This window comes from Pseudomonas moorei (assembly GCF_008801475.1).
In the GTDB taxonomy this organism is placed as follows: Bacteria; Pseudomonadota; Gammaproteobacteria; order Pseudomonadales; family Pseudomonadaceae; genus Aquipseudomonas; species Aquipseudomonas moorei.
The window spans coordinates 180,327-195,548 of record NZ_VZPP01000009.1 but is presented as its reverse complement, the minus strand read 5'-3'; the positions used below and the strand labels follow the sequence as shown (position 1 = coordinate 195,548).

Sequence of the window (15,222 nt, the reverse complement as noted above, 5' to 3'; positions counted from 1 at the left end):
CCTGGCTACTTTGCGTTAATTGCAAATGCGCAGGGGGTAACAACAATCGGGCTCGATAACTTTTCAGACGTCTCAAGACCGAGGAGAAATGCCCCGACTCACCGGTCAGTGCTCACTCATCACCTCAAAGGAGTACCGGTTTCTACCCGCACTCTTTGCTTTATACATCGCATGATCGGCATGCTGGATCAGAGCGCCAATGTCGTTGCCGTCCCGTGGAAACATGCTCACGCCCATGCTGGCATGGATGTTCACCCCTCTTCCGTCGATCAACAGCGGCAGCTGAAAACAGACATGCAGTTTCTCCAGCAAAGCGACTATTTTGCGAGGATCCTGCACATCCTCAAAGAACATCACGAATTCATCGCCCCCCAGGCGGGCTACGTTATCGCGGGCCTCACTGGCTGAACTGAGCAGCTTGGCCACCGCTTGCAGCACCAGGTCACCAAAGCGGTGGCCCCACTGATCATTCACCTCCTTGAAATGATCCAGATCGACAAACAGCAAAGCCATTTTCTGACCGCTCTGTCGTGCGCTGATCAGGGCCTGTTCCAGTCGCTCGAAGCACATCCGTCGATTGGGCAGCCCAGTCAGCGAATCGTGGCGAGCCAGATGTTCGAACGCAGCACGACTGTGGGTGAGATCCTTGAGCTGGGTCAGAATTTCCTCTTTCATCGCACGAAAGCTGCGTGCCAGTACGCCCAGTTCGTCTTGCCGAGGTGTCAGCTCGCTGATTTTCCGCTCCCGGGAAAACAACTCGACCGCTTCGGTCATGTTGCGCAGGGGACGAATCAGCGCGCGGGACGCAATAAACGCCACCAGCAATGCCAACAGGCTGAAGAACACTGCAATTTGTGCAATATAGCCACCGGCTCGCGATGCTTGCGCCAGCACATGACTTTGCAGCTGCCCAAGGCCAAGAATGACAAACGGCTCGGATGTTTCGGAGTTATTGGCAAGCCGCACAAAAGCCGCGACCAGACCATCCTGTTGATTTTGCTCGACGCTGCGACTGATCAAGCTGTTCGGGCCGCTCGGATCGAGGAGTCGGGACACCTCGGAAAACTCATCTTGAAGAAACAGTCGGCGGCCCTGATCGAAACCGAAGGTCCGCCGATGATCTGGATGAATCAACAAGTCGCCCCAACGATTACTGAGATAAACCTGATATTCATCCGGCAGATCGCTTTGCAGTTGGCTGAACAACTGATCGAGATCGACGTTGATGACCAGCAGCGCGAATACTTTTCCGTTAGCGTCGGCCACGGGCGTTGAAACGTGCAGCGTCGGCTTGCCCAGCCCGGAATGCGCACCTTGCTCGTGATTGATGACAATCGGCGAAATGCGCACATCGCCCGGAGCCAGCTTCAACGCCTCGAACACATAGGCAAAATGCCCCTTCTCTTGCAGATCAGCGCCACTGACCCTGACGATACGATCGCCGTCCCGATCCTGGCGAACCCATTCCAGCCCATGGTCAGAGGCGCTGATCAAGCGAATCTGCATGTAGTCGGGATGCGCCAGCAACATCGCACGGAACAATGCGGCCAGATCATCCTGCACATGACTACGTTGCGCGGGGTCGTTGATATTTGCCAGTTGCTGTACGTGCGCACCGTTAGTCAACACGGCGGCATCCAGAGAAATATTGCGCAAACTGCTTTGCAGATTACGCCCGAGCACCTGAACCGCGGTTTGCAAATCGCGCTCGGCAGCCTGAAGCAGTAACTCGCGACTGCTGTTATAGATGTAGTACCCCGCAAGAGCCGTTGGCAACATGCCAAACACGGCCATCAAGCAGCCCAGTTTGAAGGCGATGCCGAACCTCATTGCTGCACCAACGGCGGACGCTCGCCGGAAACGATACGTTGCCAAAGTTCGGTGCGGCGTTTGTCGTCTTCAACGGGGCGCAGCCAGATCAAACGGTTCGACGGCCCACCCTCATTCGGCTCTTGCAGCGTGTTAGGCAGCCCCTGACGCTCAGTTAGAAGGTTACTGACCCCGGGCTCGAGCATGTAATTGATCCAGACGTTGGCCAGTACCGGATCACGCGCGCCACGACTGATTGCCCAGCAATCAAGCCATGCCAGCGCGCCTTCGCGGGGGATCACATAACCCACGTCGATTCCCGCGTCCCGCAACTGCTTGAGTTGCTGGCGTCCATAGTTGGCAAACAGAAGCGCCACGTTATGCCGTCGAAACAACTCCGCGGCTTCCTCCGGTAGCGAGTAGAACGTCAACACGTTACGGCGCAGTGCAATCAATTGCTCGGATACACGCGGAAAATCGGCTGCCTCTATCCGAAATGGATCGCCGCCCAACGACAGGCTGGCCAAGGAAAAATTATGGTTGCTGGTATTGAACGCCAACACGCTGCCCCGAAATTTCGGGTCCCACATGCTGGTGATGGACTCGGGCGGCTGACTGAACTGCTTGCGATCATAGATCAGCCCCATGTCCGACCAGACGTAGGGAATGGCATAGATGCGACCGTCGACCACCACATCGGGGATTCTTGAATAATCGCGAAACCGTGGGAGCTGACGCGAAGTGTTGGCAATGCGTTCGGGGCGAAGCGGCTGCAGTAACCCTTGATCGGCGTAGTAGTGGACTTCCGCCGTATTGGCGGCGATCACATCGAAATTACCGCCCTGGTTTTCCGTCATCTTGCTTCGAAGCACTTCATCGCTACCGACCATGGTGACTTCGACTTTAACGTTGAAGCGTTTCTCGAAGCCAGCGACTACGTCACTGTCGGCATACCCGGGCCAGGCGAGCACACGCAAAGTTTGCTCGTCGGCCTGCACCGGCAGTGATAGAAAAAAGATGAGAGGCATGACCCACAACGGGCACCGGTAACTCATGAAGACTGCCCACAGGATGCAATATTGCCACTATACATAGGGCAGTGAGCCGGTGTTTGGCAACCTTTTCGAGCAGGCAGCGCCTTCGGTCGAAAACGCTGTGCTGATCAAGACTGTCCAATCAGCTTGAAACGAGATCGCAGCCTGTCTGCGGAACGAAATGTCAGAAACGAAAAAGCCCCTGAAATGTTTGACCATTTCAGGGGCTTAATCTTGTTCAATAATGGCGGAGAGATAGGGATTCGAACCCTAGGTACCGGTGAAGGTACAACGGATTTCGAATCCGTCCCATTCGGCCACTCTGGCATCTCTCCAACGGCGCGCATCATAACAACACTTTTGCCGGAAGCGAACCCCCTAAGCGAAATTTTTCCGTGCTATCAGATGCTTGCGTCGGTTAAAGCGGTACGCCCAGACGATTGGCGACTTCTTCGTAGGCTTCGATAACGTCACCGAGGCCCTGACGGAAGCGGTCCTTGTCCATTTTCTTGCCAGTCGCCTTGTCCCACAGACGGCAACCGTCCGGGCTGAATTCGTCACCCAGAACGATGGAACCGTCGTGGAACACGCCGAATTCGAGTTTGAAGTCGACCAGCAGCAGGCCGGCGTCATCAAACAATTTGCTCAGGACTTCGTTGACCTTGAGCGACAGTTCTTTCATGCGAACCAGTTGCTCGGCCGTGCCCCAGCCGAATGCCACGACGTGGGATTCGTTGATGAACGGGTCGCCCTTGGCGTCGTCCTTCAGGAACAGTTCGAAGGTGTAAGGGTTGAGCTTCATGCCTTCTTCGACACCCAGGCGCTTGACCAGGCTGCCGGCGGCGTAGTTACGCACGACGCACTCGACCGGGATCATGTCCAGCTTCTTAACCAGGCACTCGTTATCGCCCAGGAGCTTGTCGAACTGGGTCGGCACGCCGGCGGCTTCGAGTTTCTGCATGATGAAGGCGTTGAACTTGTTGTTCACCATGCCTTTGCGGTCGAGCTGTTCGATGCGCTTGCCGTCGAACGCCGAGGTGTCGTTACGAAACAACAGGATCAAACGGTTAGCGTCGTCGGTCTTGTAAACCGACTTGGCTTTGCCGCGGTAGAGTTCTTCACGTTTTTCCATGATGGGCTCCGCTTGCTAAGTAGATGGGCTAGGCGATGTGTCGCCAGTCGAGCCCTGAATCTTGATCGGCCAATTGCAGCCAGTCCGGGTCGCACCCTAGGGTGTCGACAAAACATTGCCGGGCCAGCTGCGGCAGGTTGTTCTTGCTGCTCAGATGGGCCAGGACCAGGTGTTGCAGGCCTTGCCAGCCCAACTCGGCCACCAGGAATGCCGCCTGATGGTTGTTCAAATGTCCCAGTTCGCCGCCCACCCGCTGCTTCAGAAAGTACGGGTAATGACCGCGAGCCAGCATGTCACGGCAATGGTTGGCCTCGATCATCAATGCATCGAGATCCCGATAACCGTCCAGCACCCTGTTGCAGTATGACCCCAGGTCGGTCAACAGGCCGAATCGCCGTTCACCGTCACTGAAGACGTACTGCGTCGGTTCCTGTGCATCGTGGGCCACGGCAATGACACCAATGCTCAAGTCGCCGATCTGCAGTTGCTCGCCGCCCGCCAGAAAGCCCGCGGGTTCAATCGGCTTGCGCATCCCGCGCAAGGTCCCGCGACTCAGGTAGACAGGCAGATTGTAGCGCCGAGACAGCAAACCCACGCCATGCACGTGGTCGGCATGTTCGTGGGTCACGAGTATCGCGCTCAGCTGCGCAGGGTGCACACCCAGACGCAGCAGGCGTTTTTCGGTTTCCCGCAGGGAGAAACCACAATCCACCAGCACGTATGTATCAGCACTGGCTACCAGCGTGCCGTTCCCCTGGCTACCGCTGCCGAGAACGGCAAAACGCATGTGATCAGCCCAAGTTGTCCTGAATCACGCTCAACACTTTGCGCGCCACATCAGCAGGCGCCACGGTGTTGATGTTTTTCTCGACGGTGACCTGAACGCTTTCACCCACCTTGCTTAGGCGAACCTGATAACGCTCGGCACGGGCTTCAACTTCTTCCTTGCTCGACTTGCCGCCGAACAGTCCGCTGAAGAACCCTGGCTTGTCGTCTTTCTTCTCGGCTTTTTCAGCCAGGTTGATGTAGTACAGGCCCAGGCTGCGGTTGATGTCTTCCACGCGCCATTCGCCGTGCTCCAAGGCGCGGCCGACGCTTGACCAGGCACGATCCAGGTCGGAACCAACGTTCAGGACAGGGTTGCCGCTGCCGTCCACATTCAGGCTGACACGACCAGGTGCGTCGAAGTCACGGGAGGCCAGCATGGACACCGAACCACCCTTCTCCGAGATGCGGCTCATGCTCGCGAGCATGTCATCGACCAAAGCCGCGTCCAGACCGGTATTGACCGAACGGTTGGTGAAGGCGACGTCGGCGGCACTGCCGGCAGGACGCTCGGCGGTTACCACATAGACTTCACTGGTGTTGCGCTGTACGCCCGGCTCGATCCGTACCCGGGCACGGATTTCGCTGTCAGAAGCGACACCGGCTGCATTCAGGCGCTTGGCCATGGCCGCGGAAAGTTCGTCGGAATGCTGCCAGGTGGTGGTGAACTCACCGGTTTGCGGACGCTGCTCGTCCAGGCGGAAACCGTTGTCCTGGAAGAATTGCACAGCCGCTGGCCAGGCTTCGGCCGGCTGGTTTTGCGCGAGGATCCAGCGCGAGTCACCACTCTTTTGCAGGGAGTAGGCACTGGCGTCGGCAGCGACCGATAGCGGTTGTGGACGAGGAACGACGTACTCGCCCTTGACGGTTTCATCAGCCACGTTACGCGGGATCGGCAACAGCGGGTCAAGGCGCTTGGCGGTGCTGATATCCGGCGGCATTTGCATCGGTGCAGTCTGTTGCGCGCCCAGGTAATCGCTACCACGGTCACGGAAATAACCTTCCGGGCCCCAGACCCATCCGCAGCCACTGGTGCTGGAGATAATCAAGGCAAGTGCGGAAAGTCCGGCCATTCGCTTCATGCGTTGTACTTCCTCAATTAAACCAGGACGCCGGACTGGCGCATGGCCTGCCGCAGCGGTTCGTGACATTCGGCGCTGAGCCAGGTGAGCGGCAGACGGATACCGTCCGGCATCAGGCCCATTTCATGCAGCGCCCATTTCACGGGAATAGGGTTGGATTCGATAAACAGGGTTTTATTGAGCGGCATCAGCTTTTCATGGATGGCCCGGGCTTTCTCGGCCTCACCATTCAGAGCAGCGATGCACAGGTCGGCCATGTCGCGCGGAGCGACGTTGGCGGTCACCGAAATATTGCCCTTGCCGCCCAGCAGGATCAGCTCGACCGCGGTGGCATCGTCACCGGAGATCACCAGGAAATCGCTGCTGACACCGTCGATGATGGCTTTGGCACGCTTGAGGTCGCCGGTGGCTTCCTTGATGCCGATGATGTTCTTGACGGTCGACAGGCGGATCACGGTTTCAGCCTGCATGTCGCAAGCGGTGCGACCCGGCACGTTATAGAGGATCTGCGGGATGTCGACGGCTTCGGCAATCGCCTTGAAGTGCTGGTACAGGCCTTCCTGGGTCGGCTTGTTGTAGTACGGCGTGACCAGCAGGCAGGCATCGGCGCCGGCGGTCTTCGCATTGGTGGTCAGCTCGATGGCTTCGCGGGTCGAGTTGGCACCGGTACCGGCGATCACCGGAATGCGGCCATTGACCTGCTTCACTACGCGACGGATGACTTCGATGTGTTCGTTCACATCAAGAGTGGCCGATTCACCTGTTGTGCCAACCGCCACGATGGCGTGGGTGCCGTTTTGCAGGTGAAAGTCCACCAGTTTGCTCAGACTGTCCCAGTCGAGACGACCCTGCGCATCCATGGGTGTGACCAGTGCCACCATACTGCCCGCAATCATGCAACCGCTCCTGCCGGAAAAAGAGAGCGGTAATGGTACTGGCGCCAAGATGCTTGTACAAGCGAAGTACTGCGCTGCCGCCATTCCCCTTGGCGCTGCTTTTCGCTACCCTTCAGACTTTGATCGATACTGACAAGCTCGTACGTCGGGTTTCTGCCTCGATTTTCGGCATCACAAGCCCTGATCCAGCGTCGCCGCCCCTCGCTCCTGCCATTGAGGAGCACGTTGCAAGCTGCGCCTCGGGTTTTCCGAATACGCCTGCGCAGGCTAGCCTCGACAAAACAAGCCGACAGAAGTATCGACCGCTCATCGCTTTAGGAATGCTGCATGTCCACCCCCACAGTTCGCGAACAATTCCTTGTCATCAGTGCCCTTGGCGCCAACCCCATGGAGCTGACTAACGTCCTGTGCCGCGCCAGCCATGAAAACCGCTGCGCCGTGGTCACCTCTCGCCTGACACGCCACGGCGAGTGCAGTGCGCTGGTCCTTGAAGTCTCCGGCAGCTGGGACGCCCTGGCACGCCTGGAAGGCAGCCTGCCCGTGCTGGCCAAACGGCACGCCTTCACCGTCAATGTTGTGCGCAGCGCAGCCCTGGAGAATCGTCCGCAGGCCCTGCCCTACGTCGCCTACGTCAGTTCGGCCTATCGCTCGGACATCGTCAACGAGTTGTGCCAGTTCTTCATGGATCACAACGTTGAGCTGGAGAACCTGACCTGCGACACCTATCAGGCTCCGCAGACCGGCGGCACCATGCTCAATGCCACGTTTACCGTGACCTTGCCGGCCGGCGTGCAAATCAGTTGGCTACGCGATCAGTTCCTGGATTTTGCAGACGCGCTGAACCTGGACGCCCTGATCGAACCGTGGCGCCCACAAAACCCAATGTAAGGAAGCTTTCATGGCCGTTGCTATCGACCAACCGGTTGCCGATTTCGAAGCACCCGCCACCAGCGGGCAGACCGTCAGCCTCGCTGCGCTCAAAGGCAAGCAAGTGGTGATCTACTTCTATCCGAAGGACAGCACGCCAGGCTGCACTACCCAGGGTCAGGGCTTTCGCGATCAGCTCGAAGCCTTTAAAGCCGCCAACACCGAAGTGTTCGGCGTATCGCGCGACAGCCTGAAGTCCCACGAAAACTTCAAGGCCAAGCAGGCATTCACCTTCGAGCTGATCAGCGACAAGGAAGAAGCGCTATGCCAGCAGTTCGACGTGATCAAGCTGAAAAAGCTCTACGGCAAGGAATACATGGGCGTGGATCGCAGCACGTTCCTGATCGATAAGGACGGCGTGCTGCGTCAGGAATGGCGTGGCGTGAAGGTGCCGGGGCATGTTGATGCAGTGTTGGCTGCCGCTCAGGCCCTCAACAAAGCCTGATTTCCCCCGCGTCTGTTCGGATGCCTTCGCGGGCGAGCCCGCTCCCACATGAGACTGTGTCAGCCTTTACAACTCGGTCAACTGTAGGAGCGGGCATGCCCGCGAAGAGCTTATCAACCCCGAATCAAGGCCGAGCGTTATAACAATGGTGCCACCTCGGGCTCCTTGCGCGGCCAGGCATCCAGCACAGCCTTGAACAGCGTCGCCAGTGGTATCGCAAAAAACACCCCCCAAAAGCCCCACAAGCCACCGAACAACAACACCGCGCAAATGATCGCCACCGGGTGCAGGTTGACCGCTTCCGAGAACAACAACGGCACCAGCACGTTTCCGTCCAGGACCTGGATGATGCCGTAAACCGCCATCAGATAGATGAACTGGTCGCTCCAGCCCCACTGGAACAGCGCAATCAACAGCACCGGCACGGTCACCACCACGGCACCGACGTAGGGCACCACCACCGAGATGCCCACCAGCAGCGCCAGCAGCGCCGCGTAGTTGAGCCCCAACACGACGAAACCGATGTAGGTCGCGCCACCGCAGATGAAGATCTCGATGACCTTGCCGCGAATGTAGTTGGCGATCTGTCGGTTCATCACATGCGCGACGCGGGTAATCAGCGCCCGTTCACGGGGCAAATAACCGCGCACCCACCGACCAATCATTTCGCGGTCCTTGAGGAAGAAAAACACCAGAATCGGCACCAGCACCAGATAGATCATGATGTTCACCAACAGCGGCAGACTCGACAGCGAGAACGTCAGCGCCCACTGGCCGAACTTGCCAATCTCGCCCCGCGCCACGTCGATGGCCTGCAGCACCTGCTCGTCTGAGACCAGATGGGGATAGCGTTCCGGTAACAGCAGCAACAGCGACTGCCACTTCGCGAGCATTCCCGGCAGCTCGTTGAACAACGTGATCAACTGATGCCAGAGCAACGGCACCACGACCACGATAAATACCAGCAACACTCCCATGAACAACGCAAAGACCAACCCCACAGCGACTCCGCCAGGTATACGCAGGCGTTCGAGGGTAACCACCAATCCCTGCATCAGATACGCCAGCACCATCCCGGCCAGCACGGGCGCAAGCATGCCGCCCAATGTGAGCACGGCGGTGAACGCCAGGAACAACAGGACGGCGAGAACCACGGCCTCTTCATCGGAGAAGTAGCGCTGAATCCAGTCGCGTAACACCTTGAACATTAATAATCCTTAAGAACAAACGCCGCAGGTTTCAGGCTTTTTTCAACCAGTACTGGTAAACGCCCGCTTCATCCTCTTCGCGGAGCAGCGTATGACCGGCCAATCGGGCAAAGGTGCGGAAATCGCGCTGTGACCCCGCATCAGTGGCAATCACCTTGAGCACGGCACCGCTGGCCATCCGGTTGAGCTCCATCTTGGCCTTGAGCAACGGCAACGGGCAATTCAAGCCACTGGCGTCCAGTTCAACGTCATGGGCTACAGCGTCGGTCATTGCGTTACTCCGGATCAGGTAGTTGAGTCGCCTAGAATATCTGGTCGCAGCGCCAGTGTCCGGCTACAGTAAGGTCTTTGTCGACTAAGGCTTTGTGCATGACATTTTTGCGCCCTACCCTGCTGACGCTCGCTTGCCTGCTTGCCTCGCCAGGCTTCGCCGACGACCTGCCGTCACTCGGTGATGCCAGCTCTGCCATTGTCTCGCCACAGCAGGAATACCAGTTGGGTCGTGCATGGCTGGCGCTTTTGCGTAGCCAGGTATCGCAGCTCAATGACCCGCAGCTCAAGGACTACGTCGAATCCAGCGTCTACCGACTGGTCGAGACCAGCCAGGTCAATGATCGGCGCCTGGAGTTCATCCTGATCAACAGCCCCCAGCTCAACGCCTTCGCAGCCCCGGGCGGGATTGTCGGGGTGAACGGCGGCCTGTTCCTCAACGCCCAGACCGAAGGTGAATACGCCTCCGTACTGGCTCACGAATTGGCTCACTTGTCGCAACGTCACTTTGCCCGTGGTGTTGAAGCCCAGCAACGCATGCAAGTTCCCATGATGGCCGCCCTGCTGGCAGGTATCGTGATTGCCGCGGCCGGTGCCGGCGACGCAGGTATCGCGGCCATCGCAGGTACGCAGGCCGCCGCGATTCAGGAACAGCGACGGTTCTCCCGCCAGAACGAGCAGGAAGCCGACCGTATCGGCATCCTCAATCTTGAAAAAGCCGGTTACGACCCACGCTCGATGCCCACCATGTTCGAGCGTTTGGGCCGTCAGTACCGTTATGACGCCAAGCCACCGGAATTCCTGCTGACTCACCCGGTCACCGAATCACGGATCGCCGACACCCGCAACCGTGCCGAACAGGCGCCGAAAGGTGGTATCGAAGACAGCCTGCGCTATCAACTGATTCGAGCACGGGTCCAGTTGTTCTACGAAGAAACCCCTGGCCTGGGTGCCAAGCGATTCCGCGCCGAACTGGATGAAAACCCGAAAAGCGATGTCGCTCGCTACGGCCTGGCCATCGCCCAGATCAAGGGTGGCCAGCTGAACGAAGCCCGGGAAAATCTCAAACCACTGTTGGCCAAGTCGCCGAACGAGATCATTTATAACCTCGCTCAGATCGATCTGGACATCACCAACAATCGATTGCCGGATGCGCAAGCACGGGTTGACCGGTTACTGACGCAGTACCCCGGCAATTACCCGCTGAATCAGGTGCGCGTCGACTTGCTACTGAAGCAGAACCGTACCGCCGACGCCGAAAAGGCACTCGAAGGCCTGCTCAAGTCACGCCCGAACGACCCAGACGTGTGGTATCAGGTTGCCGAGACGCGCGGCCTGTCAGGCAACATCATCGGCCTGCACCAGGCGCGCGCCGAGTACTTCGCGCTGGTGGGCGACTATCGGCAAGCCATTCAGCAACTGGATTTTGCCAAGCGCAAGGCTGGCAACAACTTCCCGCTGTCGTCACGAATCGATGCACGTCAACGCGAGCTGATGGAGCAGGAACGCATGATCAAGGACATGATGGGCTAAGGACTCAAAAAACGTCGGACACAAAAAAACCGCCTCTTTCGAGGCGGTTTTTTATTCAGCCAACAACCGGATTATTCAGCCAGTTTGAAGGTGATGAAGCTGGCACGCCCCTGACGCAGAACCCGCATCGACACCGAACGGTTCTTCGGCAACGATTTGGCGATCTCCGTGAATTGCTTGGTCGATTCGATGGCCTGATTGTTCAGGTGAGTAATGACGTCTCCTGGCTGCAAGCCGATCATCGAAGCAGGACCGTCCTGGACTTCCTTGATCACCACACCGCCTTTGAGGTCGTAGGTTTTTTTCTGCTCATCGGTCAGCTCGACCACAGAAACACCCAGGCGATTGCTGCTACGCTCAACGCCGGATTTAGACAAGCTGTCCAACTCTTTGCCTTCCTCCGGAATGGCACCGACAGTCAGCTCGACGTTCTGGCGCTTACCGTCGCGGATCACCTCCAGCTTAGCCTTGGAGCCAGCTTTCAACGCGCCCACAAGGTGCGGCAGATCGGCAGACATGACGATCGGTTGACCGTTCATGCTCAGGATAACGTCGCCGACTTGCAGGCCACCCTTGGCAGCCGGGCCGTCATCCTGGATCTGGGCAACCAGCGCACCGGCCGGCTTCTCCAGACCGAACGATTCGGCCAGATCCTTGTTCACTTCCTGAATCACGACACCCAACCAGCCGCGGCTGACTTTGCCGCCGCTTTTCAGCTGATTGGACACATCCATGGCCACATCGATGGGAATGGCGAACGAAACGCCCATGAAGCCACCGGAGCGGGTATAGATCTGCGAGTTGATCCCGACCACTTCACCATTGAGGTTGAACAGCGGACCACCGGAGTTACCCGGGTTGATCGGCACGTCGGTCTGAATGAATGGCACATAATTTTCGTTCGGCAGGCTACGGCCGACGGCACTGACGATGCCTTGGGTCACGGTGTGGTCAAAGCCGAATGGCGAACCGATTGCCACGACCCACTGCCCGGCTTTCAAGTCCTGGGATTTGCCCAGCTTCAAGACCGGCAGATCCTTGCCTTCAACTTTCAGCAGCGCCACGTCGGAACGTGGGTCGGTACCGATCAGTTTGGCCTTCATTTCGCTGCGATCGGCGAGACGCACGACAATTTCGTCAGCATCGGCGATCACATGATTGTTGGTGAGGATGTAGCCATCAGGCGAAATGATGAAACCCGAACCCAGGGATTGGGCTTCACGCTGCCGATCGCCCCGCGGAGAACGCGGCTGCTGCGGCATACCTCGCTCGAAAAACTCGCGAAGCGCCGGCGGCAAGCCTTCCAGGTCAGGCATATCCTGGATCGACACTTTGCGGTCCGGCAGTTTTTGCGTGGTACTGATGTTGACCACCGCAGGCGAGGCCTGTTCGACCAGTTGCGTGAAATCAGGCAATTCGACCGCTTGAGCGGCGACCGCCTGACCGAGCACCAGCACGGTGGCAATAATGGAGAGGTAAGACTTCAAGCGTGGTATCGACATACGGCTCCCGTTACGACGAGCATGGTTAAGCGATATGGATCAAGGAACACCGAGAAAGATACGCCGGTATCTTTGTTCCGGGAACAACAAACAAGGCCAGAGCCGAGGGCTCTGACTTAAGAAAAATTCACTGGATTTTGCAAATTGAAATGTTCACGAAACATTTCGATCTCAGCTTACTGCTTGGTTGTGGCAGCGTCAGCGCGCATGGAAAGCGCAATCCGTTCAGCTGTGCCTATCGGAATTTCGCCCACTACCGTGACCATCATCTCGCCTTGTGCAGTGGTCAGACGTCGGGACACAGCAACGGTTGGCCCCAGCTGAATACGGGTGTCGGTGACGACAGCGCCATTCAAAGGCTCCAAAAACACCGAAAAGCGAGCCAGACCATCGTCATACATCAGGCTGCTGACCTGTGTCTTGGTCTCAGGATCCTTGCGCGCCGAACTGCTGGTCAGTTCAAAACCGGGTGGCAACCAATCCGAATGCCAGGTTTGAGCCGCCTTGACCGCGGAGGACTTGTCACTCTCGAGGTTGACCGCCTTGCAATCAGCGCCAGGCTGCAGGTCACTCTCTGACGGGACAGTGGCGGTATCGAGTCGCGTAAACTGGAATCGCTCGAGCAACTGCCCTTTGTCATTGAGCAGCAACGATTTGAGCGGCAGCCCGGTTTCCTTGTCCAGATGCAGTTCAAAACCGTAGCGATGCTGATCGCGAGGCGTCAGCGAAACAATCACGGCCGATCGCCCGGCCACGCGCGATTTGCCGATAACGGCAAGGTCGTACCAATTCTTGAGCTTTTGTGGATCGATTACGCGGGCGGCGGAGTTGGGGGTATCCCCAAGCCCTGCGATCAGGGTGCCGCTTACGCATTGCGTATGCCCGTCAACGCGCACAACCTCCTGCGCGGAGCCATCGAGCTGAAGCAGACGCTCGTGGACCTTGCCCTCCTGGACGCGGTGCCAGATGTTGTGGGTAGAAAAACTACCGTTACGCTCGTAGACAAAAGTACCTTGAAAGCTTTGCTGCTGCTCGGCCTGACCAAGACGGGTCAACCAGTCCTGGGCTTCATCGGCATGGGCTGGAACAACGAACCAGCCACCCAGCAGAAGCGTAAGTAAAGGTATGGCGCGCATGATCCTCCTTAACGGTTTTCCAGGCTCGCTGCACGAGCGTAAGGCAGAGCGCTCTCGGTACCTTTCAGTGCAGCCTGTTGAGCATGTTGGCGCAAGTAGCCCGGCAGACGTTGATCGTGCCAGCCTGGCTGACCTTGCAGTACGCCATTGGCCATGGGACCGGTGGCATCCGAACTCTCATTGTAGCCTGCCAAAACAGCCGGGCCTTTTACTTGCGGAGCAACCAGGCTTTGTTGGCTGGATTGCTGAGCGAGTTCTACCCCGGCGATCTCGTCCTGATTGTAAAGACGAACACCCGCCAGTACGGCAAGGGTCACCGAAGCGGCTACTGCCAGACGACCCAGGCTGCGCCATGGACCACGGGAGACTTTTACCGGTACGGCTTCGTCAGCCAGAGCAGCAGATACCGCCGCAGCGATGTCCAGACGTGGAAGCAGCAGGTCCTTGTGCATCACTGCCCGAGCGATCTGATAACGAGCCCAGGTTTCACGGGTTTCGACATCGTCACAGGCATTCAATACCCGACGTAACTCCAGCTCGTCCGCTTCGTTATCCATCACTGCGGACAGCGATTCCTGCAGGGCTTCACGACTCATGGCGTTCCTCTCTTGGCTGTCGCCGCTGTCTTTAGTTTTCCTGCAACAAAGGCTGCAGGGCTTTATCGATGGCCTCCCGAGCGCGGAAAATCCGGGAGCGCACGGTGCCTACCGGACACTGCATGACGCTCGCAATGTCCTCGTAACTCAGACCATCAAATTCACGTAAAGTTAACGCCGTACGCAAATCTTCTGGCAGTTGCTGAATGGTTCGATGGACGGTGCCTTCGATCTCATCCCGCAGCAAAGCTCGTTCTGGCGACTCGAGATCCTTGAGGCCATGATCGCCATCGTAGAACTCTGCATCCTCGGAACTGACATCGCTATCCGGCGGCCGACGGCCGCGTGAAACCAGATAGTTTTTCGCCGTGTTGATGGCGATGCGGTAAAGCCACGTGTAAAACGCGCTGTCTCCGCGAAAATTTCCAAGCGCACGGTACGCCTTGATAAAGGCTTCCTGTGCCACATCCTGGGCTTCATGGGTGTCGTGCACAAAACGCACGATCAACCCGAGAATTTTGTGCTGGTATTTCAGCACTAACAGATCGAATGCACGCTTGTCGCCGCGCTGAACGCGTTCGACCAGCTGCTGATCCTCTTCCTGGGTTAGCATGAACACTCCTCGATAAGCTTGGAGGAGGCTTGCAAAACTAAACGACCGGACTTGCAAACATAGACTCGGGCTTTTCGCAAAAGTTCTCCCCCTCCAGGCAAGTTTCCTGCGGGCACTGATTCGGCACGCACGAAAAGCGCAGCGCGAGATGACCCGGCTGCGCAAATAATCTTGTCATCGGATTCGCTGGCAAGGATCCAACTGCTGACCCTGC

At 57.8% G+C, this 15,222-nt stretch carries 15 protein-coding genes and 1 tRNA gene; 3 read left to right on the top strand and 13 right to left on the bottom strand.

Features of this window, described 5'->3' with window-relative positions; translation table 11 throughout:
- Positions 1-105: 105 nt before the first annotated feature.
- From F7R06_RS18860 to dapA, 7 genes are all read right to left on the bottom strand, one after another.
- On the bottom strand, positions 106-1,830 hold the full coding sequence (locus F7R06_RS18860) for a diguanylate cyclase domain-containing protein (protein ID WP_090317470.1): 1,725 nt from the start codon (positions 1,828-1,830) through the stop codon (positions 106-108).
- Entirely contained in the window at positions 1,827-2,837 is a 1,011-nt protein-coding gene (locus F7R06_RS18855; protein WP_245706670.1) for an ABC transporter substrate-binding protein, read from the bottom strand. Before F7R06_RS18855 ends, F7R06_RS18860 begins: the two co-directional genes overlap by 4 nt.
- Positions 2,838-3,088: 251 nt before the next feature.
- Positions 3,089-3,178, bottom strand: a tRNA-Ser gene (locus tag F7R06_RS18850).
- Positions 3,179-3,261: 83 nt separating this feature from the next.
- The gene (purC, locus tag F7R06_RS18845; protein WP_007944067.1) at positions 3,262-3,975 is read right to left on the bottom strand and encodes a phosphoribosylaminoimidazolesuccinocarboxamide synthase; all 714 of its coding nucleotides are present in this window, start codon (positions 3,973-3,975) and stop codon (positions 3,262-3,264) included.
- A gap of 28 nt (positions 3,976-4,003) precedes the next feature.
- Entirely contained in the window at positions 4,004-4,762 is a 759-nt protein-coding gene (locus tag F7R06_RS18840; RefSeq protein WP_090317464.1) for an MBL fold metallo-hydrolase, read from the bottom strand.
- Positions 4,763-4,766: 4 nt separating this feature from the next.
- Positions 4,767-5,882 carry an NlpB/DapX family lipoprotein gene (gene bamC, locus F7R06_RS18835; RefSeq protein WP_090317461.1) on the bottom strand — a complete coding sequence of 372 codons (1,116 nt, stop codon included), beginning with the start codon at positions 5,880-5,882 and terminating at the stop codon, positions 4,767-4,769.
- Positions 5,883-5,899: 17 nt separating this feature from the next.
- A complete protein-coding gene (gene dapA / locus F7R06_RS18830; RefSeq protein ID WP_090317459.1) occupies positions 5,900-6,778 on the bottom strand; it encodes a 4-hydroxy-tetrahydrodipicolinate synthase in 879 nt (292 codons plus the stop codon).
- A gap of 327 nt (positions 6,779-7,105) precedes the next feature.
- Between dapA and F7R06_RS18820 the strand changes: the two genes are divergently transcribed.
- Positions 7,106-7,666, top strand: a complete 561-nt coding sequence (locus tag F7R06_RS18820) for a glycine cleavage system transcriptional repressor (protein ID WP_090317454.1) — start codon at positions 7,106-7,108, stop codon at positions 7,664-7,666.
- A 10-nt stretch (positions 7,667-7,676) separates the two neighbouring features.
- A complete protein-coding gene (locus F7R06_RS18815) occupies positions 7,677-8,150 on the top strand; it encodes a peroxiredoxin (RefSeq protein WP_090317451.1) in 474 nt (157 codons plus the stop codon).
- Positions 8,151-8,287: 137 nt separating this feature from the next.
- Here the strand turns inward: F7R06_RS18815 and F7R06_RS18810 are convergent, their stop codons facing one another.
- Positions 8,288-9,358 carry an AI-2E family transporter gene (locus F7R06_RS18810; protein ID WP_090317448.1) on the bottom strand — a complete coding sequence of 357 codons (1,071 nt, stop codon included), beginning with the start codon at positions 9,356-9,358 and terminating at the stop codon, positions 8,288-8,290.
- Between the two features lie 31 nt (positions 9,359-9,389).
- Positions 9,390-9,629, bottom strand: coding sequence for a sulfurtransferase TusA family protein (locus F7R06_RS18805; protein WP_090317445.1), 240 nt, complete (start codon positions 9,627-9,629; stop codon positions 9,390-9,392).
- A 98-nt stretch (positions 9,630-9,727) separates the two neighbouring features.
- Here F7R06_RS18805 and F7R06_RS18800 point away from each other — a divergent pair, with 98 nt between their 5' ends.
- Positions 9,728-11,161 carry a M48 family metalloprotease gene (locus F7R06_RS18800; RefSeq protein ID WP_090317441.1) on the top strand — a complete coding sequence of 478 codons (1,434 nt, stop codon included), beginning with the start codon at positions 9,728-9,730 and terminating at the stop codon, positions 11,159-11,161.
- Between the two features lie 71 nt (positions 11,162-11,232).
- Here the strand turns inward: F7R06_RS18800 and F7R06_RS18795 are convergent, their stop codons facing one another.
- From F7R06_RS18795 to rpoE, 4 genes are all read right to left on the bottom strand, one after another.
- Positions 11,233-12,663, bottom strand: a complete 1,431-nt coding sequence (locus F7R06_RS18795; protein WP_090317439.1) for a DegQ family serine endoprotease — start codon at positions 12,661-12,663, stop codon at positions 11,233-11,235.
- Between the two features lie 176 nt (positions 12,664-12,839).
- A complete protein-coding gene (locus F7R06_RS18790; protein ID WP_090317436.1) occupies positions 12,840-13,799 on the bottom strand; it encodes a MucB/RseB C-terminal domain-containing protein in 960 nt (319 codons plus the stop codon).
- A gap of 8 nt (positions 13,800-13,807) precedes the next feature.
- Positions 13,808-14,395, bottom strand: coding sequence for a sigma-E factor negative regulatory protein (locus tag F7R06_RS18785; RefSeq protein WP_090317432.1), 588 nt, complete (start codon positions 14,393-14,395; stop codon positions 13,808-13,810).
- Positions 14,396-14,426: 31 nt separating this feature from the next.
- Entirely contained in the window at positions 14,427-15,008 is a 582-nt protein-coding gene (gene rpoE / locus F7R06_RS18780; protein WP_003172477.1) for an RNA polymerase sigma factor RpoE/AlgU, read from the bottom strand.
- Positions 15,009-15,222 lie beyond the last annotated feature (214 nt).

What these genes read in the sequence shown, in the direction of transcription:
- F7R06_RS18795 (WP_090317439.1), bottom strand. Translation starts at nt 12,663, where the DNA reads ATGTCGATACCACGCTTGAAGTCTTACCTCTCCATTATTGCCACCGTG.
- F7R06_RS18800 (WP_090317441.1), top strand. Translation starts at nt 9,728, where the DNA reads ATGACATTTTTGCGCCCTACCCTGCTGACGCTCGCTTGCCTGCTTGCC.
- bamC (WP_090317461.1), bottom strand. Translation starts at nt 5,882, where the DNA reads ATGAAGCGAATGGCCGGACTTTCCGCACTTGCCTTGATTATCTCCAGC.
- F7R06_RS18815 (WP_090317451.1), top strand. Translation starts at nt 7,677, where the DNA reads ATGGCCGTTGCTATCGACCAACCGGTTGCCGATTTCGAAGCACCCGCC.
- F7R06_RS18790 (WP_090317436.1), bottom strand. Translation starts at nt 13,799, where the DNA reads ATGCGCGCCATACCTTTACTTACGCTTCTGCTGGGTGGCTGGTTCGTT.
- F7R06_RS18855 (WP_245706670.1), bottom strand. Translation starts at nt 2,837, where the DNA reads ATGCCTCTCATCTTTTTTCTATCACTGCCGGTGCAGGCCGACGAGCAA.
- F7R06_RS18860 (WP_090317470.1), bottom strand. Translation starts at nt 1,830, where the DNA reads ATGAGGTTCGGCATCGCCTTCAAACTGGGCTGCTTGATGGCCGTGTTT.
- F7R06_RS18785 (WP_090317432.1), bottom strand. Translation starts at nt 14,395, where the DNA reads ATGAGTCGTGAAGCCCTGCAGGAATCGCTGTCCGCAGTGATGGATAAC.
- purC (WP_007944067.1), bottom strand. Translation starts at nt 3,975, where the DNA reads ATGGAAAAACGTGAAGAACTCTACCGCGGCAAAGCCAAGTCGGTTTAC.
- dapA (WP_090317459.1), bottom strand. Translation starts at nt 6,778, where the DNA reads ATGATTGCGGGCAGTATGGTGGCACTGGTCACACCCATGGATGCGCAG.
- F7R06_RS18820 (WP_090317454.1), top strand. Translation starts at nt 7,106, where the DNA reads ATGTCCACCCCCACAGTTCGCGAACAATTCCTTGTCATCAGTGCCCTT.
- F7R06_RS18805 (WP_090317445.1), bottom strand. Translation starts at nt 9,629, where the DNA reads ATGACCGACGCTGTAGCCCATGACGTTGAACTGGACGCCAGTGGCTTG.
- F7R06_RS18840 (WP_090317464.1), bottom strand. Translation starts at nt 4,762, where the DNA reads ATGCGTTTTGCCGTTCTCGGCAGCGGTAGCCAGGGGAACGGCACGCTG.
- F7R06_RS18810 (WP_090317448.1), bottom strand. Translation starts at nt 9,358, where the DNA reads ATGTTCAAGGTGTTACGCGACTGGATTCAGCGCTACTTCTCCGATGAA.
- rpoE (WP_003172477.1), bottom strand. Translation starts at nt 15,008, where the DNA reads ATGCTAACCCAGGAAGAGGATCAGCAGCTGGTCGAACGCGTTCAGCGC.